This is a genomic window from Methylocaldum sp. 14B (assembly GCF_002005105.1).
Classification (GTDB): Bacteria; Pseudomonadota; Gammaproteobacteria; order Methylococcales; family Methylococcaceae; genus Methylocaldum.
This window is the reverse complement of the sequence record NZ_MSCV01000005.1, coordinates 11,673-35,063: the sequence shown is the minus strand read 5'-3', so window position 1 is coordinate 35,063 and position 23,391 is coordinate 11,673. Positions and strand designations below refer to the sequence as shown.

At 58.7% G+C, this 23,391-nt stretch carries 20 protein-coding genes; 12 read left to right on the top strand and 8 right to left on the bottom strand.

Features of this window, described 5'->3' with window-relative positions; all coding sequences use genetic code 11:
* Nucleotides 1-45 precede the first annotated feature (45 nt).
* The 9 genes from B2A78_RS04845 to B2A78_RS04805 all read left to right on the top strand — a co-directional run bounded on the left by B2A78_RS04845 (nt 46) and on the right by B2A78_RS04805 (nt 8,104).
* Complete coding sequence (locus B2A78_RS04845) at nt 46-474, top strand: FxsA family protein (protein ID WP_077728784.1); 429 nt, start codon at nt 46-48, stop codon at nt 472-474.
* A gap of 275 nt (nt 475-749) precedes the next feature.
* Nucleotides 750-2,165: a sulfite exporter TauE/SafE family protein gene (locus tag B2A78_RS04840; RefSeq protein ID WP_077728783.1), complete on the top strand. Its 1,416-nt coding sequence runs from the start codon at nt 750-752 to the stop codon at nt 2,163-2,165.
* A gap of 249 nt (nt 2,166-2,414) precedes the next feature.
* Nucleotides 2,415-2,726: a hypothetical protein gene (locus tag B2A78_RS04835; protein ID WP_077728782.1), complete on the top strand. Its 312-nt coding sequence runs from the start codon at nt 2,415-2,417 to the stop codon at nt 2,724-2,726.
* Nucleotides 2,710-3,960: an FtsX-like permease family protein gene (locus B2A78_RS04830; RefSeq protein ID WP_077728781.1), complete on the top strand. Its 1,251-nt coding sequence runs from the start codon at nt 2,710-2,712 to the stop codon at nt 3,958-3,960. The genes B2A78_RS04835 and B2A78_RS04830 overlap by 17 nt, the downstream gene beginning before the upstream one ends.
* Before the next feature lie 3 nt (nt 3,961-3,963).
* Complete coding sequence (locus B2A78_RS04825; protein WP_077728780.1) at nt 3,964-4,644, top strand: ABC transporter ATP-binding protein; 681 nt, start codon at nt 3,964-3,966, stop codon at nt 4,642-4,644.
* A 2-nt stretch (nt 4,645-4,646) separates the two neighbouring features.
* The gene (locus B2A78_RS04820) at nt 4,647-5,636 is read left to right on the top strand and encodes a hypothetical protein (protein ID WP_240502413.1); all 990 of its coding nucleotides are present in this window, start codon (nt 4,647-4,649) and stop codon (nt 5,634-5,636) included.
* 14 nt (nt 5,637-5,650) lie between these two features.
* Entirely contained in the window at nt 5,651-6,154 is a 504-nt protein-coding gene (locus B2A78_RS04815; RefSeq protein WP_077728778.1) for a nitrous oxide reductase accessory protein NosL, read from the top strand.
* Nucleotides 6,151-6,687 (top strand): TlpA disulfide reductase family protein, encoded by a 537-nt coding sequence (locus B2A78_RS04810; RefSeq protein WP_077728777.1) that lies wholly within the window; start codon nt 6,151-6,153, stop codon nt 6,685-6,687. Before B2A78_RS04815 ends, B2A78_RS04810 begins: the two co-directional genes overlap by 4 nt.
* On the top strand, nt 6,671-8,104 hold the full coding sequence (locus B2A78_RS04805; protein WP_077728776.1) for a nitrous oxide reductase accessory protein NosL: 1,434 nt from the start codon (nt 6,671-6,673) through the stop codon (nt 8,102-8,104). Before B2A78_RS04810 ends, B2A78_RS04805 begins: the two co-directional genes overlap by 17 nt.
* A 704-nt stretch (nt 8,105-8,808) precedes the next feature.
* On the opposite strand, the gene B2A78_RS04800 is transcribed toward B2A78_RS04805, so the two are convergent.
* From B2A78_RS04800 to rpe, 8 genes are all read right to left on the bottom strand, one after another.
* Nucleotides 8,809-10,206, bottom strand: a complete 1,398-nt coding sequence (locus tag B2A78_RS04800) for a L,D-transpeptidase family protein (protein WP_205780676.1) — start codon at nt 10,204-10,206, stop codon at nt 8,809-8,811.
* A 312-nt stretch (nt 10,207-10,518) separates the two neighbouring features.
* Nucleotides 10,519-11,328, bottom strand: coding sequence for an inositol monophosphatase (locus B2A78_RS04795; protein ID WP_077728775.1), 810 nt, complete (start codon nt 11,326-11,328; stop codon nt 10,519-10,521).
* A gap of 248 nt (nt 11,329-11,576) precedes the next feature.
* A complete protein-coding gene (gene trpC / locus B2A78_RS04790) occupies nt 11,577-12,380 on the bottom strand; it encodes an indole-3-glycerol phosphate synthase TrpC (RefSeq protein WP_077728774.1) in 804 nt (267 codons plus the stop codon).
* Complete coding sequence (trpD, locus tag B2A78_RS04785) at nt 12,373-13,401, bottom strand: anthranilate phosphoribosyltransferase (protein ID WP_077728773.1); 1,029 nt, start codon at nt 13,399-13,401, stop codon at nt 12,373-12,375. The genes trpC and trpD overlap by 8 nt, the downstream gene beginning before the upstream one ends.
* Before the next feature lie 9 nt (nt 13,402-13,410).
* Complete coding sequence (locus B2A78_RS04780; RefSeq protein ID WP_077728772.1) at nt 13,411-13,998, bottom strand: aminodeoxychorismate/anthranilate synthase component II; 588 nt, start codon at nt 13,996-13,998, stop codon at nt 13,411-13,413.
* Nucleotides 13,995-15,485 (bottom strand): anthranilate synthase component I, encoded by a 1,491-nt coding sequence (gene trpE, locus B2A78_RS04775; protein WP_077728771.1) that lies wholly within the window; start codon nt 15,483-15,485, stop codon nt 13,995-13,997. The genes B2A78_RS04780 and trpE overlap by 4 nt, the downstream gene beginning before the upstream one ends.
* 149 nt (nt 15,486-15,634) lie before the next feature.
* Nucleotides 15,635-16,315: a phosphoglycolate phosphatase gene (locus B2A78_RS04770; protein ID WP_077728770.1), complete on the bottom strand. Its 681-nt coding sequence runs from the start codon at nt 16,313-16,315 to the stop codon at nt 15,635-15,637.
* Nucleotides 16,316-16,317: 2 nt separating this feature from the next.
* Nucleotides 16,318-17,013, bottom strand: a complete 696-nt coding sequence (gene rpe, locus B2A78_RS04765) for a ribulose-phosphate 3-epimerase (RefSeq protein WP_077728769.1) — start codon at nt 17,011-17,013, stop codon at nt 16,318-16,320.
* Between the two features lie 324 nt (nt 17,014-17,337).
* Between rpe and B2A78_RS04760 the strand changes: the two genes are divergently transcribed.
* The 3 genes from B2A78_RS04760 to polA all read left to right on the top strand — a co-directional run bounded on the left by B2A78_RS04760 (nt 17,338) and on the right by polA (nt 23,018).
* Complete coding sequence (locus B2A78_RS04760; RefSeq protein WP_168175346.1) at nt 17,338-18,174, top strand: GGDEF domain-containing protein; 837 nt, start codon at nt 17,338-17,340, stop codon at nt 18,172-18,174.
* A 54-nt stretch (nt 18,175-18,228) separates the two neighbouring features.
* Nucleotides 18,229-19,902: a serine/threonine-protein kinase gene (locus tag B2A78_RS04755; RefSeq protein ID WP_077728767.1), complete on the top strand. Its 1,674-nt coding sequence runs from the start codon at nt 18,229-18,231 to the stop codon at nt 19,900-19,902.
* A 401-nt stretch (nt 19,903-20,303) separates the two neighbouring features.
* Complete coding sequence (gene polA, locus B2A78_RS04750; protein ID WP_077728766.1) at nt 20,304-23,018, top strand: DNA polymerase I; 2,715 nt, start codon at nt 20,304-20,306, stop codon at nt 23,016-23,018.
* Nucleotides 23,019-23,391 lie beyond the last annotated feature (373 nt).

Here is a 23,391-nt window from a genome sequence, read left to right as displayed (position 1 = left end):
CAAAAAGCACTGGATTAATCGGAATTCTAAACGTATGAGGGCTTAATGAACATCGGTCAATGGTTATTGCTCGCGCTGTTGAGCTTGCCGGTCTTGGAGATTTATTTACTGATCAAACTCGTCGGTTCTCTGGGTTTTTTCCCCACTTTATTCCTGTTGCTGGGTGCTGCGGCGCTAGGCAGCTTTTTATTGAGAATACAGGGTTGGACCACCTGGTTCCGGGTTCAGCAAGCCTTGGCGCGTGGCGAATTGCCGGCCCGCGAGATGATCGAAGGCGGCTTGATAGCCGCCGGGGGTTTGCTGTTGCTGATACCCGGCTTCATCAGCGATATGCTGGCATTGTTCTGCCTGCTGCCGGCCACCCGGAAACGAATCGCGCAACGTATTCTCGAAAGCGGCATTTCCCACCCTCCCGGAAAGACGACACGCGAAACCCGGCACACGATAGAAGGCGAATTTAAGCGTGAAGACTGACTCATAACGCCTTTCGCGGTTTCCCGCCAACTATTATCCGAGCCGTGCTTTGAACACGCTTCATCGAGAGGCGTAGTTTTTGCAGCCATTCATCCTTGCCGAAAACGAGAAACGCCATCATTACCGCGGTTCCTTGTTTCAAGGCTCCTCATTCGCCCGAAAACGATACATTGATGAAACACTCTTGTAACGTCATCATTAAAATCCGCTAATATAATTCACCCCTACTGAGCTCCGCGGGTAACGGGCTGAAATTTCCCAGCAGGTACTATTGGATGGCGATGATAACCCGGAAATTCCGCGTCGACGGCATGCACTGCCAGGGATGCGAAACGACGATCGAGCAAGCGGTGGCCCAACTTTCCGGGGTCCAAGATATCAAGGCCGATTTTGCGGCCGGGACCGCCACCGTCAGCTTCGACCCCGCTCGAACCGATCCCCGAAAAATCATCGAAGCCATCGATAGCCAGGGTTATCAATGCTCACCGGCGCCGGCCGGCGGTTCTTCGCGGCTCCGCGCCTTCGGACGATTGCTGGTCGCCCTGCTCTCACTAACCGTTATTGCCGCACTCCTGATCCAAGGCGATCAGCTCGCCGAGCGCATGCACCTGCCAGAGTTCGATCGTAGCATGAGCTATGGCCTCTTGTTTCTGATCGGCTTCGTCACCGGTTTTCACTGCGTGGGAATGTGCGGCGGTTTCGTTGTCGGCTATACCGCGAGCGCCGCCGCGACCGGCAAACGTTCCTTGGTGCTCTCCCACGTCCTTTACGGGGTCGGCAAGACCTTATCGTATACCCTGATCGGCGGCCTATTCGGGCTGCTCGGTTCGTTCATAGCCTTTACCCCGGAAATCCGTGGCATCGCCGCGATCGCGGCCGGCATCTTCCTGATCGTGTTCGGCCTCAACATGCTGGACTGGTTCAAGAGCCTCCGGCGCGTTCACATTCGCATACCGACATTCTTGAACCGCTTCGTATACGGCAGGACGCAAAAAAGCAAAAGTCCATTCCTGATCGGCCTGCTGAACGGTCTGATGATCGCCTGCGGTCCGCTCCAGGCCATGTACATCATGGCCGCCGGCACCGGCAGCTTTATCGAAGGCTCCAAGCTCCTTTTCGTCTTCGGGCTGGGCACATTGCCGATATTGTTCGGCTTCGGGGTGCTGACCAGCCTGATTTCCGCCCAGGCGACCCGAGGACTCTTGAAAGCATCCGCCTTTCTGGTGATGGCCCTCGGACTCATCATGCTGAATCGAGGCCTGATCATGAGCGGCTCCGGCTACGACTTTCGGACCTTGGCGACCTTGGCCGCAACCCGCCTGGAAAATTTGACCAAGAAAGAGGACTCCACGGCTCCCGCCGGCGATTACCAGGTGATCCGCATGGAGGTCAATAAGCGGGGTTTTAAACCGGACACGTTCGTACTGAAAAAAGGCGTTCCCGTGAAGTGGATCATCGAGGGAAAGGAACTGAACTACTGCAACCACCGGATCATTGTCCCGTCTCTGGGGCTCGAATTCGACGTGGTAAAAGGCGAGCAAATCATCGAGTTCACGCCGCAACAGGCCGGCGTGATTCCCTGGAGTTGCTGGATGGGCATGATTCCCGGCAGCTTCATCGTGCAAGAAGACGCCGCCGGCCCAGAACAGGGGAAGAGCGACGAACAACCCGGCCGTCGCCCGCCCGAATGAGCGAAGTTGTCGAGCGGTCGACGTATCGCCGAAAACTGTGGGATTTACACTACCGATGCGGGATTTCCCACACTTCCGCCGCAATCAACGCACATGAACATCGGAAAACTCCGATCAAAAAAAGGTCTCAAATTCAGGCATACCTGTTGCATGGCGGTCACACTCTTCTCTTCGCCCCCCGCCAGCGGCAGAGCATAGTTTGAGGAAAGACGCGCCGCAGACCGAAACACAAGACAATTCACAAGAACAATGACCAGGAAATCGAGCGTTTTTTTATCGGCGATCGCAGCGCAATCGGCCATCCTCGGTTTGTTGCTCCTGCACGCCGCAATCTCCACTCGGACGCATCCACCGGAATTGACTGAAAAACGGGCTTTGGTAAAGGCACTCCATCTCACCGATCTATGCCTGTTTACCGAGGCCCGCTACACGCGTCATCTCTCGCAAGCGGACTTGAGCACACCCTTTCAGGACCATCCCATATCCCTGGAGCATTTCCCTTCCGGCTCCTTCCTGGGCGCACCGGAAAACATTCGGAAAATCAATGAAGAGTTGGATTGAGAAGCAGAAATACATCATCGATTTCACCCTGTCGTCGCTGCTGCGGCGCAAGGTGAAGAACATTGGCCTCTTGATCCTGTACGCCTTGATCGTGTTCATCCTGGCCTCGGTGATGTTCTTTACCCACGCGATCAAGAAAGAGGCATCCCTCGTCCTTCGAGAGTCGCCGGAAATGATCGTGCAAAAAGTCGTGGCGGGACGCCACGACCTCATGCCGCTGCGCTATCGGGACGAAATTCTGAAAATCCGGGGCGTGCAGGCAGTCGAGGGGCGGCTCTGGGGCTATTATTTCGACCCTGTTTTCGGAGCCAACTACACCTTGCTGGTGCCGCCCGCCACGACAGCGACGGAACAAGCCGAGACCGAGCCGATGCGCACGGTCGTGACCGAAAACGAGCACCGCCACGGCCCTGAAGAGCAAGCCATGCCTCTCGTCGGCGCCGAAACGATCGGCGCGGGAAACATCGTCATCGGCAACGGCATCGCCCGGGTGCGGAATGCCGGCAAGGGCGAATTCATACTGTTCCGCACCCATGCCGGCGAAGGAATGCCCTTGAGAATCAAGGACACGCTTTCCTCCGCGTCGGAACTTGTCTCCTCCGATCTGATCCTGATGACCGAGCCCGACTTCCGCAGATTTTTCGGCATCCCCGAGAACTATGTGACCGATCTGGCGGTCTCGGTCAGAAATCCCGAGGAGCTTTCCACGATCGCCGCCAAGATCACCCGGCTGTTTCCCGATTCCCGCCCGATCATACGGGACGAGATCCTCCGCACCTACGACTCGATCTTCAACTGGCGCGGCGGCATGATGATCGTGATCCTGTCCGCGGCGGTCCTGGCATTCGTCATCTTCGCCTGGGACAAGGCCTCCGGGCTCAGCGCCGGGGAACGGCGTGAAATCGGCATACTCAAGGCCATCGGCTGGGAAACCTCGGACATCATCCGCATGAAATTCTGGGAAGGCGCGGTGATTTCGCTGACCGCGTTTCTCGCCGGCGTGATCCTCGCTTACATCCACGTATTCTTCACCCATTCCCTGGTGTTCGAACCGGCTTTGAAAGGCTGGTCGACCCTGTATCCGCAGTTCAAGCTGATGCCTTTCGTAAGCGCCGAGCAATTGACCACCCTCTTCTTCCTCACGGTGGTGCCCTACACGGTATCCACCATCGTTCCGGCCTGGCGGGCGGCGACCATCGATCCGGACGCCGCCATGCGCCATACGGGAGAGTGATTCATGATCGAGCTTTTCGACGTCCGCAAAGTATTCAACACAGGCAAGCCGAGCGAATACTCGGCGCTCAACGGCATCAGCCTCAACATCAGCTCCAACAAGGTCACCGTTCTGACCGGCCCCAGCGGCTCGGGGAAGACCACCCTGCTCAGCATCATCGGCTGCATGTCGCGCCCTACCGCCGGACGGGTGAAACTGAGCGGACGCGAAATCACCAGCTTGCCGGAACGCTTTCTGACCGATATCCGCCGCAAGACCTTCGGCTTCATCTTCCAACAGCACAATCTGATCAAGGGGATCACTGCACTGGAAAACGTCATGCTGCCCGCCTACCCCTTGGGCGAACGGCATGGGCCGCTCAAGGAGCGCGCGATGCATCTGCTCGACAGGCTAGACCTTTCCCGCAAGGCACACTCGCGCATCGAGTGGCTGTCCGGCGGCGAAGCGCAGCGGGTGGGCATCGTCCGAGCACTGATCAACGACCCGTCCGTCATCATCGCGGATGAGCCAACCTCCAACCTGGACACCAAGCTCTCTTACAGATTCCTCGAAATCGTGGAAACGTTCAAAAAAGACGGCAAAACGGTCCTGATTACCAGCCACGACCCCCTGGTGTACCAGGCCAGCGTCGTCGACGAGGTGGTCCGGCTGCGGGACGGCCGGCTCGAAGGAGAAGCGCCGTGATCATGCATCCGGCGGTGATCGCCAATATCATCGCCGCGCTGACGGTGAGCCTGATGGTGGTTTATTCGGCCTACTATGGGCTACAGATCTATCGCCACTGGAACATCGAGAGCGGCAGCGAACTGCAGCTGACCCTGGAGCGGCGGACCTACCTGGTCTCGACGCTGCTGTCCTATACCTTCGGGCTGCAACTGATCTCGCTGTTCCTTTACGTGTTCACCGCCGACACGCTCTACCCGCTGTTCGTCGGCGCCATGTGCGCCGCGGGGGCCTTGAGCGTGAATGCCTTCGGTTATCCGACCCTGATCCTGAAGGTCGGCAATTTCCTGCTGGCGGGACTCTGGCTGGTGCTGAACCACGCGGACAATCAGGCTTACGACTACCCTCTCATCAGGAAAAAATACCTCCTGCTGGCGGTCATCGCCCCGTTCATCGTGGCCGAAACGATTGTGGAACTGGCTTATTTCCTGAAGCTGGACGCCAATGTCATCACCTCGTGCTGCGGCGCCCTTTTCAGCAGCGAACGGGTCGAGGGACTCGGCTCGGAAATCGCGGCCCTGCCGGCATTACCCACGCTCTGGGCTTTTTATATCAGCATTGCCGCGGCGCTGCTCTCCGGCATTTATTTCTATCTTCGGGGAAAAGGCGGCTATGTCTATTCCGCTTTGGCGGTAGTGGCCTTCTTCGTCTCCATAGTCGCGATCATTTCCTGCATCTCGCTTTATATCTACGAATTGCCGACCCACCATTGTCCGTTCTGCATCATCATGGAGGAATATAACTACATCGGTTATCTGCTATACATCCTGTTGTTCAGCGCCGTAGTCGCCGGCGCGGGCATCGCCGTCCTGATCCCGTTCCGCGGGATAGCAAGCCTGAGCTCGGCAATACCATCGCTGCTAAGAAGACTCGCATTGACCTCGATCGTGTCCTACACGGCTTTCGCGTCCGTCGTGACCTATCGAATTGCGATCTCCAATCTCGTTATGTAAGCAAGGTAACCCTCATGACCGACCGATCCCGAAGGAACTGTTTGCGCGCCCTCGCGGCGCTGGCTTTGTCCCGGGTCGTTCCCGGCTCCGTCGCCGACGCAGCAGGAAAGGCGGTGCTCAAGAAGAGCGACCGCTGCCCGGTCTGCGGCATGTTCGTCTACAAATATCCGAAGTGGGTGGCGCAGATCGTTTTTAAGGACGGCACCTCGTACTTTTACGACGGCGCCAAGGATATGTTCAAGCATATCTTCGACACGTCCAAATACACACCGGGGAAAACGGCGGACCAAATCGTCGCCATTTACGTCACGGATTATTACGAAGTCGAACTGATCGAAGCCAAGCCCGCATTTTACGTGATCGGCTCGGACGTACTGGGCCCCATGGGTCATGAATTGCTCCCCTTCAGGGATCAAGAGTCCGCCCAGGAATTTCTGGAGGACCACAAGGGCACCAAGATCTTGCGCTTTCAGGATGTGACCCCGGCCGTCATCGAATCGCTGGACCGGCGTTCATGACGATCACATTTTGGATTCGACTTTTATTGGCCGCGTCGATCATGGCGTCGCTCGGCGCCTGCAACGGTCGACGGCCGGGCTTGCAGATCGGCGACATGGCGCCCGTCGTCACGCTCACCGATTTTCACGGAAATCCCGTGACGCTGCCCAAGGACATCCGGGGCAAGGTGGTCCTGGTGCGCTTCTGGGCTATGGATTGCTCCCACTGCAACAAAGAAACCGTCCTGGCCCTGGAAACCCTCTATCAAAAATATAAGGACAAAGGTTTCCTGCCGGTCGCCATACACGAAAGCCGGCCCGTCGAGGCGGACGAGCGGTTCCGGAAGTTCGATCACGTCACTTATCCGATGCTGGTGGACGAATACGGAAAAGTAGCCCGGCAGTTCGGCGTAATCGGCTTGCCGACGACCCTGGTGCTCGACGAGAAAGGCATCGTGCGGGAGAAGATCACCGGGGAAGCCAGTATCGACACTTTCGAAAAGCTTTTGACCACAGTGCTATACAAAGGGGGATTTTATGACGGCACTCATTAGATTTGGCTTGGGGCCAGCATTGGCGATATGCCAGCTTCTGCTCATATCGTTTGCGGTCTCGGCCGAGGAGCCCCATGAACGGGAAAGCTGCCGGGTCTGTGGTATGTACATCGATCAGTACCTAAAGAGTGCCGCCGAATTGGTTTACAAGGACGGCAAGAAAAAATTCACCTGCGGCGTCGCCTGCATGCTGCGCGAGGTCGACGATGCCGGCGGACTTTCCGCCTTCGAATCGGTAAAAGTGCACGACTGGGTCTCCGGCAAGCTGATAGATGCCGAAGACGCCATTTATGTCATCGGCAGCCGCGTCATTCCGGATATGGTTCCGAACTATATCGCTTTCGCCAACCGGGAAGAGGCCGAGGCATTCGCCGCCAAGGAAGGGGGCGACGTGATCGACTTCGGGATCGCCTATCAGGATGTCTCGCCGGTCGGGACCACCGCGCCATTCCGTATCCGTACGGCAGTGACGCCGGGAGCGGGAGCCTTCAGCATCGGCGCCGTCTACGGCTACATGCAGAAAGACCAGGTCAAAGCAGGCTCAAACAGCACCGATCCCAGCGAGTTCATCAACAGCAACAGGACCCAGCCGCGGGCTCCGAAAGAAGTCCAGGCGCATCAGCAGGCACTGATCGTCAACTACTCGCCCACCGACAATCTCTCTCTTTTCGTCAACGTCCCCTGGTTCGAACGTAGAACCAAGACGCTAGTCAGAACGTCGCCCACCAGCGTCAGGGAAACCGTCGGCGAGGAAAACGGCATCGGCGACATTACCCTGGAAGGACGCTATAACTTCTGGCGCAGCACCCGCTGGGACAAATTCGGGACCATTCTGCTCGGCACCACCTTGCCGACGGGACAGTTCGACGGCGAGAGGGGAGCGACCACGGATCCCGTGGCCGGGAGAAGGCTCGTTTCCACCGGCCCCGCTCTACAGCTGGGCAAAGACACCGCCACCTTCACCGGCGGGTTGCTCTACTCGCAGCGCTGGAAAGATTTCTGGTTTCACGGTTCGGCCCTCTACACCGTCAACCCGGAAAATGACAACGACTTTGCCTTCGGCGACGTCGCCACCGTCGGCGCGGCTTTCCACTACACGCCGAACTATGATCTGATGTTGGGCATCGAGATGGACGCCAGCTACACGCAAAAAAGCGAAGACCACGGCTACAAGATCGGGAACAGCGGCGGCACCGTGACCAATCTTGCATTCGTCTTCGACTACCGCTTTCTCAACGCTTTCGGCGGAAACTTCAAGCTGCGCGGGTCGGTCGGCTTGCCGATTTATGAAGATCTGAACACCAAGCACGTAGTGCTCGCCAATCCCCGCCGCGAATTCGACCAGGTCCAACTGGGGGACGGCTTTTTCGGCAATTTGGCCGTTACCTGGACTTACCGCGCCGCTCCGGAGTTTTGATACCTTTGTAGGGTGGGTTAGGCACGCATTGCGCCGATTCCGGAAAATTACGGTGATGTCTCCGCGTGCCGTAACCCACCGATTCCGCAACCTCGCCCGGTAGGTTACGGCCTCGCGGCCCAATCCCCTACAAGAATTAACTCCTTGATTTAAAGCGCTTTGGAGTTAGAGCGTTTTTATCTCGCTCGTACGGCAAAACCGGCTTGGCGGAAGTCGTTGGGCTTTCGGCTCGGGTGAATGGATTCAAGCATTCGGCAATCCTTTGCCGATGAAGACGCTCGGCCGGAGCATGGCGTCGGGAAAGGATTCCCGACCTACAGGGTGCTACAGTCGTAGGTCGGCAATCCTTTGCCGACGAACCCGTTGGCCCAACGACATCGTCGGGAAGGGTCGCGACTAAAGCGACCGTTTGCGATTGGAAGGGATTCCCGACCTACTCGCGAGTGCCCGTACAATCGGTATGAAAATGCTCTAAGTACATTCAGGGAAGTCTTGCGGCATAGGCAACCTGCAGGACAACCCCGCCAATCAAGCTAATCTATCGAGATTCCGCAAATATTTGCGGAATGTACTTAGCGAGGGTCGTCGGCAAAGGATTGCCGACCTACGACCTGAAATCGGACCATCTCGCCCGAGGCGATCGACGCCGCCGGGACGAGGCGGCAGCCGTTACCGGCGTTCGGATGCCGCCTCGGGGATAAACGCTATTTGAGACTCACGCGCTCTTTCGGCGACACGATATCGCCCGTGATATCCAGATCGATCTTCATCCGCTTCGCCGCCGCCTTGGTCGCCTTGCTGTCTTTGAAGGGGCCGGCGATGACTTTGAAGCGTCCGTTCTCCAGGGCCACCACCCGGGCCGGAATCTGCGGTCCCTGATGATTCAGAACCGCCGCCAAACGCTGAGCGCTCAATTCGTCCCCCGATTCCAGCGCCGTGATGTACCAGCCGCTATCGGTCATCGCCGGCGTTTTCGGCCGACCGTATAGCTCATCGGGATATTTCAGGGCCACGGCTTTACTCACCAGCCGAGCGAGATTTTCGCTGTTCTCGAAAATGGGTACCGGAATGCCCCGAGCCTCGCTCACGGTCTGCTCGATGCGTGGCCAATCCAGCTTTCGCTCCTGCTTCTTTTCGATTTTCTTGAGCGCGGCCATCAGATTTTTCTTGAGCTGCTTTGCATTGAGTTCCTCGTGAGGCTTATGGGCCTCCAGATAAAGTTCGCCGTTGCGCCACCCCACCAAATAGGGCTGATTGACGATGCGCACGGGCGTTTTGACCGGCACTTCCCGATAAAGCGTTTCGATATTTTCCGGGTAAAGTCGGACGCAGCCGTTACTCGCACGAAGTCCGATGCCATACGGTTTGTTGGTGCCGTGAATCAAATAGCTCGGACGGCTCAGATACATGGCGTAGTCGCCCAGGGGATTGTCGGGGCCAGGCGACACCACCGCCGGAAGAGGATCGCCTTTCTTCTCGTGATCCCTGCGAATGGACTCCGGAACGTGCCAGGTCGGATGACTGGTCTTTCGCTCGACCAGCATTTCGCCGGTCGGCGTGGAGCGGCCTTCGCGGCCGATGCCGACAGGATAGGTGACCACCTCTCCGCCTTTCTTCTTCGGGAAGTAAAAAAGGCGCATAGAGGCGAGATTGACGACTATGCCCTTGCGTGGAGCGTCCGGAAGGGTGAACTGCATCGGCAATATAACCCGGCTGCCCGGCTGCGGCGCCCATAGATCGATATCGGGATTGGCCTCACCGACCCCTTCCAGGCCCAGACCGAAATGTCGAGCCACGTCCGGAAGAGAATCCCCTTCCGCTATCTTCACCGTCGCCAGTTGTCCGACGACACTGTCGTCTTTTCCCAACGCAAAGCGGTTGCCCTCGATGTTTTCGACCAGCGGCTCGGGAGGGGCTTTCGGCTCCTCCTGCCGGAAAGGCGACCAAGCGCAGGCGTGAAGAAAACCGGCAACAAGAAGGAGCAGCGGCAAGCGCAGTTGAGCGAGGGGCTGACTAAAGGCCCTTGTGCGATTGAAATCGCCGGCGTGTACCGGACGATCCGAATATGGCGCGCCTTGGCGTACAAGAACAGCATCACTCACGATATTAACCCCTCCGCGTCTGGCCGAAAAATAGCCGTTTATGCAAGGTACATGCCCATACCACTCCATATCTGGGCCATCGATTTCGCGGTGCGTCGTTACCGGCATCGACTCGGCTTCCGTTCCGCCCCATCTCTATGCTGAAGGTTGCGATAGGATATCACTGGCATCGAACGCCGCATGTCGCCGATATCCCGGCTCACGGTGACGATCGGACCATATCGAGGGATAAACGGACAATGCGATTTCGCAATCGGCTCTGCGGCCAAAAGACATCAGGCCTGAAACGGCAGTCCTGCCGCATGAAAAAGATCAGGGAGAATCGACGCCGCTCGACTGTTCAACCAGCCAGGTCTTCCATTCCTCGAACAGACGCGCATCGCCGGCAGCGACCACCGAACGGGGCTGCAATTCCGGGCTGAAAATCGGCTCGCCTTGCAGGGTTTCCGCATGGCCTCCGGCTTCGGACAAGATCAGCGCGCCCGCGGCATAGTCCCAGAGCTTTTGTTTGCCGTGCAGATAAACATGGAATCGGCCGACTGCGAGCCAGCACCACTCCAAAGCCACCGAACCTAGATTGCGTTGCGAACTGTATGGGGGACGGGCGGCCAGCTTCGCCGCCAGCGGCCCCAAGCGCTTAAAATCCACCACCGCCAAGCTGCGCCGCAGCGGCAGATCCGTGGGGCGAACCCTGAGTCGGACGCCGTTCAGCCAGGCGCCATGATCGCGCTGCGCGGTGAAGCATTCATTGCGGATAGGATCGTAGACGATCCCCAAGACCGGTTTGCGCTCGATGAGCAAAGCCAGCGAAATACCGAAAAAAGGCAGACCTGCGGCGAAGTTGCTGGTTCCGTCCAGGGGATCCAGACACCAGAGCCCGTTATCGTTTTGCGCCAGCAGTTCTTGTTGCCGCTGAGCGTCCATTTCTTCGCCCAGCAGTTCAAATTCCGGATAACGCTCGCGCAATTCAATAGTCAGCCGCTTTTGCACGGCGAAATCGGCTTCGGTAACGACGCTGCCGTCGGGTTTGAACCGGCGTTCGGTTCCCGAAAACCGGGGCAGCAATTCTTCCTCGGCTACCGCTTTAACCAGAATCGCGAGATCGTCGAGATGAGGAAGCATGAAGGCTATGCCTCGGTGGGCTCGGTGAATGAGTGTCCAACAACCGTGTTACTGCAAATTACGGAAAGAAAGCGATCTTTCGATTACCCTCACCCCTGCCCTCTCCGAGAGGGCTAATGTCGTGAGCTTAACACGTCGACTGGGTTGATGAACGAAACCCAGCATTTCCTCGGGGTTGCCGCGATTCGGTCGTCATCCCGACCTACCGTTGCGACACCATCCCAGGACGATGCGGCACCGAATCCACCTTAGTTTGAAGCAAACAAGGCCTGTAAACGAGCGCCCGGATCTTCCGCCGTCATGAACGCTTCGCCGACCAAAAAGGTGTGGACGCCGTGACGCCGCATCAGCGATACGTCCTCCGGCGTATGAATGCCGCTCTCGGTCACGACCAAGCGGCCTGGCGGAATCCGTTCCAGCAGGTCGAGCGTCGTGTCGAGGCGGGTCTCGAAGGTGCGAAGATTCCGATTGTTGATGCCGACAAGCGGCAGGTCTAGGCGCAAGGCGCGTTCCAATTCGGAGGCATCGTGTACCTCAACCAGCACGTCCATGCCGAGGTCGACGGCGACATCCGAGAGTTCTTGCATGGCCCCGTCATTCAAGGCGGCGGCGATCAGCAGAATGCAATCCGCCCCGATCGCGCGGGCCTCGAACACCTGGTACGGATCGATCATGAAATCCTTCCGCAGCACCGGCAGCGAACAAACGCTTCTAGCCTCTTTCAGGTACTCCTCTGAGCCTTGAAAAAAATCCCGGTCGGTCAGCACCGAAAGGCAAGCCGCGCCGTGATCGGCATAGCTCCGGGCGATGTCCGCCGGGCGGAAATCCGGCCGCATCACGCCCTTGCTGGGCGAAGCCTTCTTGATTTCGGCAATGACGGCGGCCGCGCCGTCTTCGATCCTAGTCCGCAAGGCCCGTACGAAACCGCGGGGCGCATCGGCATCCTGTGCCTGTCGCCGGACGTCCTCCAGCGGCGTGCGCAAACGGCGCTCGGTAACTTCTTCCGCTTTGCGGGCCAGAATCTTTTGCAGGATGTCGGGGGGATTATTCATGAATGGCTATGGATTGGCTGAATTCGATCAAGGCGTCGAGCTTCCGTCGGGCAGAACCGTCGTCGATGACCGCTTTCGCACGCTCGACGCCCGCCTCCAGGCTGTCCACCAGATTGGCCGCATAAATCGCCGCGCCCGCGTTGAGAACGGTAATGTCCCGAGCCGGACCCGGTTCCTTGTCGAGCACGCTCAGCATCATCTTCAGACTCGCGGCAGCGGTATCGACGGTCAGTTTCCTCAAGGGCGCGCGCTTTATGCCGAATTGTTCCGGCGTCAGCCTATAGGTCGTGATCTGACCGTCCTTGAGTTCCGCGACGTGAGTGGGCGCGCCGATGCTGATTTCGTCCAGCCCGTCCTCGGCATGCACCACGAGCACATGCTTGCTGCCGAGCTGCCGCAGCACTTCCGCGAGCGGCTCCACCCAGACGTCGGAAAAAACGCCCACCAGCTGATTGGGCGCGCCGGCCGGATTGGTAAGCGGTCCGAGCAGATTGAACAAGGTCCGCACGCCGATTTCCCGCCGCGGGCCGATGGCGTACTTCATGGCGCCGTGATGGCGCTGGGCAAAGAGGAATCCCAGGCCGATCCGGTCGATACAGGCCTTGACCTGGTCCGGCGTCAAATCGAGATTGATGCCCGCCGCCTCCAGCACGTCGGCGCTGCCCGAACGGCTGGAAACCGAGCGATTGCCGTGCTTGGCCACCTTGCCGCCGGCCGCCGCTACCACGAATGCCGCCGTGGTGCTGATGTTGAACGTGTGGTTGGCGTCGCCGCCGGTGCCGCAGGTGTCGATGAGATGATCGCCCCTCACCGGAACCTTGGTGGCCATCTCCCGCAGCACCTTGGCCGCCGCCACCACTTCCTCCACGCTTTCGCCCTTGGCGCGAAGCGCGACCAAAAAGGCTCCAATCTGCGCCGGCGTGGCGCCGCCGCTCATGATGGTGCGCATGACCTTGCGCATCTGCGACGCGCCGAGATTTTTCTTATCCAACAGAGTCTGCAGGACGACAGGCATTTCCATCGCGAATCCTTACTGATTCAGAAAATTTCGCAGCAGGTCGTGGCCCTGCTCCGTCAGGATGGACTCCGGATGGAATTGCACGCCCTCTATGGCGAGCTGCTTGTGCCTGACGCCCATGATTTCCTCGATCTTGCCGTCCCGGTCCTCGGTCCAGGCGGTGACTTCCAGGCACTCGGGAAGCGTTTCCTGCTCGATGACCAGGGAATGATACCGGGTCGCCTGGAACGGATTGTTCAACCCGCGAAATACCCCCGTATTCCGGTGATGCACCATCGAGCATTTGCCGTGCATGATGCTCTTGGCGTGAATGATATTGCCGCCGAACGCGTAGCCGATGCTCTGATGGCCGAGGCAGACGCCCAAAATGGGATATTTGCCCGCGTACTGGCGGATGGCGTCCACCGAGATGCCAGCCTCTTTCGGCGTGCACGGTCCCGGCGAAATGACGATCTTGTCCGGGGCGAACGCTTCGATTTCCTCGACGTCGATCTGGTCGTTGCGCACCACTTCCACGTCGGCGCCCAACTCCGCCAGGTACTGTACCAGGTTGTAAGTAAACGAATCGTAGTTATCGATCATCAATACGCGAGCGCTCATAAGCTCCGCCCTCCTTCGATCCCGGCTTCCGCCATGGCGACCGCACGAAATACCGCACGCCCCTTGTTAAGCGTTTCCTCCCACTCGTTTCGGGGAACGGAATCGTACACCACTCCCGCCCCGGCCTGGACATGCAGGGTGCCGTCCCTGATGACGGCGGTGCGGATGGCGATGGCCGTATCCAGGTTTCCCGACCAGCCGATGTAGCCCACGGCGCCGGAATAGACTCCGCGCTTGACCGGCTCCAGCTCGGCGATGATTTCCATGGCCCTGATCTTGGGCGCGCCGCTGACGGTGCCGGCGGGGAATGTCGCGGCCAGCACGTCGTAAGCGTCCTTGCCCTTGGCCAGACGGCCGGTGACGTTGGACACGATATGCATGACGTGGGAATAGCGTTCGATGATCATCTTGTCGGTGACGCGGACGCTGCCGGTCTCCGCCACCCGCCCGGTGTCGTTGCGGCCGAGATCTATCAGCATCAGGTGCTCGGCGATTTCCTTGGGGTCGGCCAAAAGCTCCCGCTCCAGGGCCAGATCCTCTTCGTGGGTCTTGCCGCGCCGCCGGGTGCCGGCGATCGGCCGGACGGTAACGGTTTCGTCCTCGACGCGCACCAGGATTTCCGGCGAAGAACCGACGACGTGAAAATCCCCGAGATTCAGGTGAAACATGTAAGGCGAAGGATTCAGACAGCGCAAGGCACGGTATAAATCCATGGGCGAAGCGGAGTACGGAATCGACAAGCGTTGGGAAAGAACCACCTGCATCACATCCCCTTCGACGATGTATTCCTTCACCCTTCGCACCGCGTTTTCGAAACCCTCCTGGGTGAAGCCGGAAACGAAGTCGCTTTCATCGACCTGTTTTTGCGCCCCCTGGCCCCGATTCGCCGGCAAACGGTTTTGCCGAAGCCCCTGGATCAGCGTTTCCAGCCGGTCCTGCGCCTGATGGTAGGCGTTCGGCTCGGAGGGATCGGCATGAGTCAGAACCAGCAGCTTGCCGGACAGGTTATCGAATACCAGCACATCTTCGGACACCATCAACAAAATGTCCGGTACCCCGATCGGATCGGGTTTTTCGCAGTGCAACTGGGGTTCGATGTAATGAATCGTCTCGTAGCCGAAATAGCCGACCAGCCCGCCGGTGAAACGCGGCAAGCCTTCGATCTGCGGAACTTTGAAGCGTGCGCCGTAGCGGCGAATCCAGTCCAGGGGATTATCGACGCGATTCGCTTCGACGATGCGTCCGTCCCTCTCGACCATGATTTCCGAACCGCATACCCGGATCACGGTGCGGCACGGAAGACCGATAATGGAATAACGCCCCCACTGCTCGCCCCCGTGCACGGATTCGAACAGGTAGGAATAAGGCGCGTCGGCCAGCTTGAGATAGGCGCTCAGGGGCGTATCGAGATCCGCCAGGACCTCGCGGGCCAGCGGAATGCGGTTGTAGCCTTGATCGGCGTACTGCTGAAATCGTTCGGGCGTCATGATGTCTTGTCCATCCAGATAGGGCGGGTTCGCGAAGCGTAACCCAATAAGCCATTCCTCGGGTTAAGGCCTTCCGGCCCAACCCGGTTTACGTTTGAGGCTGGTTCAGTGACGCCATCGCTCTTTCAGAATAGGTCGATGCATGATGCTCACGCGGCTTTTTTCAATAAAGCGGGCAACTCGGTCAGGGACGAAACGACGGCATCCGGCCCCAAACACTCGACGCCGTTGCCGCCATGATAGCCATAAGGCACACAGACGACCATGAACCCAGCCGCCCGCGCGGCTTTCACGTCATTCGCGGAATCGCCGACCATCAAACCGCGGGAAGGCTCGACTGCGAAAAATTCGGCGGTCTTCAGCAAGGGATAAGGGTCCGGCTTATGCTTTTCGAATTGATCGCCGCAACCGACGAAGTCCATATCGTGCAGTACGCCCAACCGATCCAGCAGCGGACGGGTGAACCTCGAATGCTTATTGGTGACGCACGCCAGGCGGAAACCCGCCGCCTTGAGCAGTTTCAGCCCTTCGGCAACACCCGGAAACAAGCGACTGCGATTGCAGACGTTCGCCTCGTACAGATCCATGAACATCGGCAAGGCCTCGGCGAATCGCGCCGGCTCGCCTTGAGGCCACATTTCTCCGGTCAGCGCGCGCTTCACCAGCATGTCGACGCCGTTGCCGATCCAGCCTTTCACCCGCGATTCCCCGGCCGGCGGCAAGCCCAGCCGGCCCAGCATGGCATCGACGGCAGCAGCCAGATCCGGCGAACTGTCCACGAGCGTGCCGTCCAGGTCGAAAGCAATGAGCTCCGGCGTGCGATCCAGCATTATCAAATGGCTCTGGCCTTGGCCATTTCCTCGCGCAATGCGCGCACGACCGAGTCGTAGCGGTTCGGATCGCTGTCCTTTCCGGCACCGAAAATGGCCGATCCGGCCACGAAGGTATCGGCCCCGGCCGCGGTGATCTCGCGGATATTGTCCACCTTGACGCCGCCGTCGATTTCCAGCCGGATGTTGCGCCCGCTGGCCTCGATGCGCCGCTTGGTCTCGCGCAGTTTGTCCAGCACATAGGGAATGAAAGACTGGCCGCCGAAACCGGGGTTGACGGACATGAGCAGAATCATGTCGAGCTTGTCCATCACGTGGTCCAGATAATTGAGCGGCGTTGCCGGGTTGAACACCAGCCCCGCTTTGCAGCCCGAGTCCTTGATCAGCTGAAGGCTACGGTCCACGTGTTCGGAAGCTTCCGGATGAAACGTGATGTAACTTGCTCCGGCCTTGGCGAAATCGGGAATGATGCGGTCCACCGGCTTGACCATCAGATGCACGTCGATGGGCGCGGTGACGCCATGCTTGCGCAGCGCTTCACACACCAGAGGGCCAATGGTCAAGTTGGGGACGTAATGGTTGTCCATCACGTCGAAATGGACGATGTCCGCGCCGGCGTTCAGAACGTTTACCACTTCCTCGCCGAGGCGGGCAAAATCGGCGGACAAAATCGAAGGCGCAATCCAGAGTTCGTTCATAGGCGATGGCTCTCTAAAGAAAAAACGGAACGTTCATAACGCTCCGGCTAAAATCCAACTGGGAACACCGGTATCGGTCATCAATCGCGGGCGCCGATCCGAATGGATTGGGTATTTTCACATTTGGCTTTCGGACGGGCAAGCCGAGGCCCCACCAACGTTACCCGCCCGATCCGCCGATAAACTCCTATCCTTTAAAAAATGCCGACGCAAAAGTCCGCTATCTTCCCGGGAGAAAATATGGGAAACGAGACATCGCCAGATGAAACAACGAGGCCATCCGCCACACAATGGTCCGAAAGAAAAAGCGGCCGAAACGAGTTGGTGGCTTGCCTGATCATGATTAGAGGTCCCCATGTGGGGAAACGGATCGTTCTGAATAAAGACGAAATGGTCATCGGCCGATCCAAAAGCGCAGACGCCCAAATCGACGAGAGTTCCGTATCCCGGAAACATGCTGTCATCAGAAAGCGGGGATCCGAATTCATCATCGAGGACCAAAACAGCAAGAACGGAACTCTCGTCAATATGGAAAAACAGATGCTATGCGTCTTACGCGACCAGGATCTGATCACTTTCGGAAACACCCTTTTCAAATTCATCGCCAACAACAGCCTGGAACTCGCTTACCACGAGGAATTGCACAAGCTCGCGATGCTCGATCCCGTGCTGCAGATCCTCAATAAAAAATTCTTTCTGGACTATCTCGAACAAAAATGCAGTTACAGCCAGTTATTTCCGACGAAATTCGCCATCATTCTGTTCGATATCGATCACTTCAAGCGCATCAACGATACCTATGGTCACCAGACCGGTGACCTGGTCCTGCTGCACGTCGCCAACACAGTGAAAACCCATCTGCGAAACAGCGATATTTTCAGCCGCTACGGGGGTGAGGAATTTGCCATCGTCCTGCCGGATAGCGATGCCGAGCAAGCAGAATTCACGGCCGAGAAGTTAAGGTACGCGGTCGAAACCGCCGCCATCGTCCAGGATGAAGAAGAAATCAAGGTTACCATCAGCTTGGGCGCCGCCTCCTTCGGACCGGCCGAGGCGGCAACCTGCTCTTCCCGGAACCTGATAGAACGTGCGGACAGCGCGCTATACCAGGCCAAAAATGCGGGCAGAAACCGGACGGTTGTCTTTCGCGGCCGTGGGTAAACGCATAAATCCCGTGTTTTTGCCAAAAATCCACCGTCCATAGTCGGCAAACACATGGCTGTCGACAATTTCGGCAACTTATGCATGGGCTGCATGCAGGACAAGGGCGAATCCGCGGTTTGCCCCGCCTGCGGGTATCGGCCGGATCATCGGCGCAGCCCTTTCGCACTGCCTTATCAGGCCGTCCTGAACAACAAATTCCTCGTCGGACGCATCCTGGGCAAACCCGGCGGTTTCGGCGTGACCTATCTCGCCTGGGACTTGGTGCTGCACACCACGGTGGCGATCAAGGAATATTTGCCCCGCGACCTGGTGGCACGGGAGGCCAACAGCCTGACGGTTACGCCACACACGCTCGATGGCAGCGAGGAATTCGCCTATGGACTGGAACAGTTTCTGCGGGAGGCAAGAACCCTGTGCAAGTTCAGCCATCCCAACGTGGTGCGGGTCAGGGAGTTTTTTCAGCAGAACAACACCGCCTATCTGGTGATGGACTACTACGAAGGCATTTCTCTCGAAGAATATCTCAAGCGCAATGGCGGCAAGCTCGACGAGGCCACGGCAACAGCCCTAATGCTTCCCGTTTTGGACGGCTTGAAGGAAGTCCATGAAAAAGGCTTTCTCCACCGGGATATCAAGCCTTCCAACATCTATCTGACGAAAGGCGGAACTCCCATCCTGCTCGATTTCGGCGCCGCCCGACTCGCCCTGCACGGGCAAAGAAGCCGGACGCTCTCCGTGATGCTGACGCCGGGCTTCGCTCCTTTCGAGCAATATCTCGAAAAGCACGAATTCGCCCCTGCCGCCGACATCTACGCCATCGGCGCCACGCTTTATTATCTGGTGACCGGCGTAAAGCCGCAGGAGGCGATCAGCCGGTGCAAAAAGGATGAAATGGTGCCTCCGCATCAGCGGATTCCATCCATAACGACCCGCTTCAGCCAAGCCGTCATGATGGCCTTGGCCGTCGATCCGGAACGGCGCCCTCAGACCATCCCGGAACTTCGGGCAATGCTCATGCCTCCCGTACCGGCCAATGGCCCCGGACAGTCCGAATCGACCGCGGTTCCGCGAAAGCCAATGCCGCCATCGTCGGGTCGTACCCGTCTGAACTGCCCTCACTGCAAGACGGCAACATCCGTTCCGATGGATGCGAATCCGAGCCATTTCCGCTGTGCAAAGTGCGGCAGAAATCTCGGACTGCTGAAGCGCAGTCGTTCTGTTCCCGCCTGGCTGTGGGCGCTGTTCGGAACGGCTCTGCTGGTTTGGGGTCTCGTCATTTTCGGGCCGGTAGACCTGTCCCGACGACCGGAGAACCCTCCCGCGACAAGCGAGAAACCCGTCATCGCCCCGGCGGAAAAACCCACGGCGGCTCCATTGTCTCCGCCCTCGTGGAAAGAACCCGTCCCGCCCCCACCACCTCCAAGGGAAGAGCCCGCTGTTATTCCGGCGCCGCCGCCGTTTCCGCCGGAAAGGGCGCCCGAAGCCTGGGGACCGGAGAACAGGCAACCGGGACAGCCCGAATTCGTACACCGCTTCGATCATCCTCCCTACCCGCCGCCTCGCCATGCCATCGAGGCCTGTCTAGGCAGGACGGCGGGAATGGCCTGTAATCTCCATCCTCCGGGCAGGCCACTGGCACGGGGACGCTGTGAACAGGTTCACGCCTATTTCGCCTGTGTGCCCGAGGGACACCCGCCCCCGCCACCTTTCGGACCGCCGCGATAACGAAACTCGGCCATAGGTGGCGAAGCGCTATTGGGAGCGGATTGCAGCGAGAACATCGGTGCGAACACTCAAAACCTGGCTTGCCGATAGCCAAGAAAGTAAAACCAAAAGCTCTCTCTGAGGGTGTCGCAAAAGATGTTACTCCTTCTCCCCTCCGGGAGAAGGTTGGGATGAGGGGATCAAAAGAATCAATACCTTTTAATCTCCCCTCACCCAACCCTCTCCCGCTGGAGAGGGCATTGTTTACTTCATGCGCAGAACGGGACGAGAGAACTCGTGAGCCGGCAACCCTTCGCCGACAGCCCGCTTTTTTCACGCACACTAAACTGCCCGCCCCATGCCGGTAACCATCATCGGACTGTTAAAATGATTTTTCCGTCCCGCCCTATTCCATAAGAAACATGTCCGAACCAGCCGAAAAAAAACTTGTCCTCGTCGACGGTTCATCGTTCCTGTACCGCGCGTTTCACGCTCTGCCGCCCTTGAACAACTCTCGGGGCGAACCGACCGGCGCGGTTCTGGGCGTTGCCAATATGCTGCGCAAGCTCATCGGAGAGTATGAGACTTGCCATATCGGCGTCGTGTTCGACGCGCCCGGAAAGACCTTCCGCGACGATCTTTTCGAGCACTACAAGGCCCATAGGCCGCCGATGCCGGACGAACTCAGGGCGCAGATTCAGCCGCTGCACGCCATTATCCGGGCACTGGGCCTGCCCTTGCTGATCGAATCCGGCGTGGAAGCGGACGACGTCATCGGCACACTCACGATGAAGGCGGTCGAACAGGGGTTTTCGGTCGTCATTTCCACCGGCGACAAGGACATGGCGCAACTGGTCAACGACCGGGTGATGCTCGAGAACACCATGTTCGACAGCCGCCTGGATGTCGAGGGCGTAAAAGCCAAGTTCGGCGTGCCGCCCGAGTGCATCGTCGATTATCTGGCACTGGTGGGCGACACCTCGGACAATATTCCCGGCATTCCCAAGGTGGGACCGAAAACGGCGTCAAAATGGCTGAATGAATACGGCTCGCTGGACGGCATTCTCGCCCATGCCGACGAGATCGGCGGCAAGGTCGGCGAGAATCTTCGCGCCAGTCTCGATCAAATTCCCTTGTCGCGCCAGTTGGCCACCATCAAGTGCGACGTGGATCTGCCGATCGGACCGGACGATTTGAAACGAACCGAACCGGATCAAGCCGCCCTTCGGGAGCTTCTGGTCCAGCTCGAATTCAACTCCTGGCTCCGGCAACTGGATGCTTCGAACACTGCCGAAAACCCGGCCGCCCCTATCGAGCAAACCTCAACCAAGGGTAACTACGAAACGATCCTGAACGCGGATGAGCTGGAGCGCTGGCTGAAAAAGCTGGAGGCCGCGGAATATTTCGCTTTCGACACCGAAACCACGAGCCTCGACTACAGCCGCGCGGAAGTCGTGGGACTGTCGTTCGCGGTGGAACCGGGCGAAGCGGCCTACGTCCCGGTCGCTCACGATTATCCCGGCGCGCCGGCGCAGCTCAGCCGCGATTACGTTCTGGAAAAACTCCGGCCTTTGCTGGAAGACCGGAACCGCCCGAAGCTCGGACAAAATCTCAAATACGACGCCAATGTCCTTGCGAATCACGGCCTCGCGCTGACCGGCATCCGCCACGACACCATGCTCGAATCCTATGTGCTCAACAGTACGGCCACCCGGCACGACATGGATTCCCTGGCCCAACTCTATCTCAATCATCAGACCATCCACTACGAAGACGTGGCGGGAAAAGGCGCGAAACAGATTCCCTTCCAGCAGGTCAGCATCGAAAGCGCCACCGAATACGCGGCGGAAGACGCCGACATCACCCTGCGGCTTCACCACCATCTTTGGCCGAAGCTCGAGGCGGAAGATTCGCTCAAATCGCTATACGAAACCGTCGAAATTCCGCTGGTGCCGGTCCTGTCCCGCATGGAATGCACCGGCGTGCTGGTGGACGTGTACAAGCTGGCCCAGCAAAGCCGCGAGCTCGAAAAGCGCATGCTGGAGATCGAACAGGACGCCTGCAAGGCGGCGGGATGCCAGTTCAACCTGGGATCGCCCAAGCAGATCCAGACCATCCTGTACGACAAGCTGAACATCCCGGTAGTCAAGAAAACGCCGACCGGACAGCCGTCCACCGACGAATCGGTGTTACAGGAATTGGCGGAAAGTTATGAGCTGCCGCGACTGATCCTGGACTACCGCTCCATGAGCAAGCTCAAGTCGACCTACACCGACAAGCTCGCGGAGCAAATCAACCCCCGCACCGGCCGCGTTCATACCTCCTATCACCAGGCCGTGGCCGCCACCGGCCGCCTGTCGTCCTCCGACCCCAACCTGCAGAACATCCCGGTTCGCACCGAGGAAGGCCGCCGCATCCGCCAGGCGTTCATCGCACCGCCCGGCCGCAAGATCCTCGCGGCGGACTATTCGCAGATCGAGCTCAGGATCATGGCGCATATTTCGGGCGATCCCAGCCTGCGCGCCGCCTTCCACGACAATACCGACGTCCATCGCTTCACCGCCGCAGAAGTATTCGGCGTGCCGCCGGAACAGGTCACGCCCGACCAGCGCCGTTCCGCCAAGGCGATCAATTTCGGCCTCATCTACGGCATGTCCGCCTTCGGCCTGGGGAAACAGCTCGGCATTCCCACCAGCCAGGCGCAGCGCTACGTCGACCTTTATTTCGCCCGCTATCCCGACGTCAAAGGCTACATGGAAACGACCCGCGACATGGCGCGGGAGAAAGGCTACGTGGAAACCCTGTTCGGCCGGCGGCTATACATCCCCGAGATCCAATCCCGCAACGCCCAGCGCCGCCAATACGCCGAACGCACCGCCATCAACGCCCCGATGCAGGGTACCGCGGCGGACATCATCAAGCGCGCGATGATCGCCGTGGACGCCTGGATTCAGGAATCCCGCGCTCCGGTATGCATGATCATGCAGGTACACGACGAATTGGTGTTCGAAGTGGCGGAGGATTATGTCGACGAAGCCGCCCGCGAAATCGGCAACCGCATGTGCCGCGCGGCGCAGCTTGCGGTGCCTTTGGTCGTGGATGTGGGGATCGGGGCTAATTGGGATGAGGCGCATTGAATGCGTTAAGGAAGATCTGAAAATCCTTGTCCACTGGACAAAACCATTGACCCCGGCCGAAAGTACCGGCGCCGGGCATCCGGCGTTGGCAACCGCATGTGCCGCGCGATGGACCTAGCGGTGCCCTTGGTCGTGGATGTGGAGATCGGGTCGAATTGAAGATACCGTCTTGGAAATCAAGAGGCAAGCCGCGGGCCGAGCGGCGCAATGTCGCGAAAGGAATCGCGACCTACAGCGGCACGGTCGTAGGTCGGCAATCCTTTGCCGACGAAAGGGTTGGTAGCCACACCAGTTCAGAAAGAGCTCAACTTAGTCCGGCCAAAGGACTCGATTCAGCACATGGGTATAAATCATGGTCGTGCTCACGTCCTTA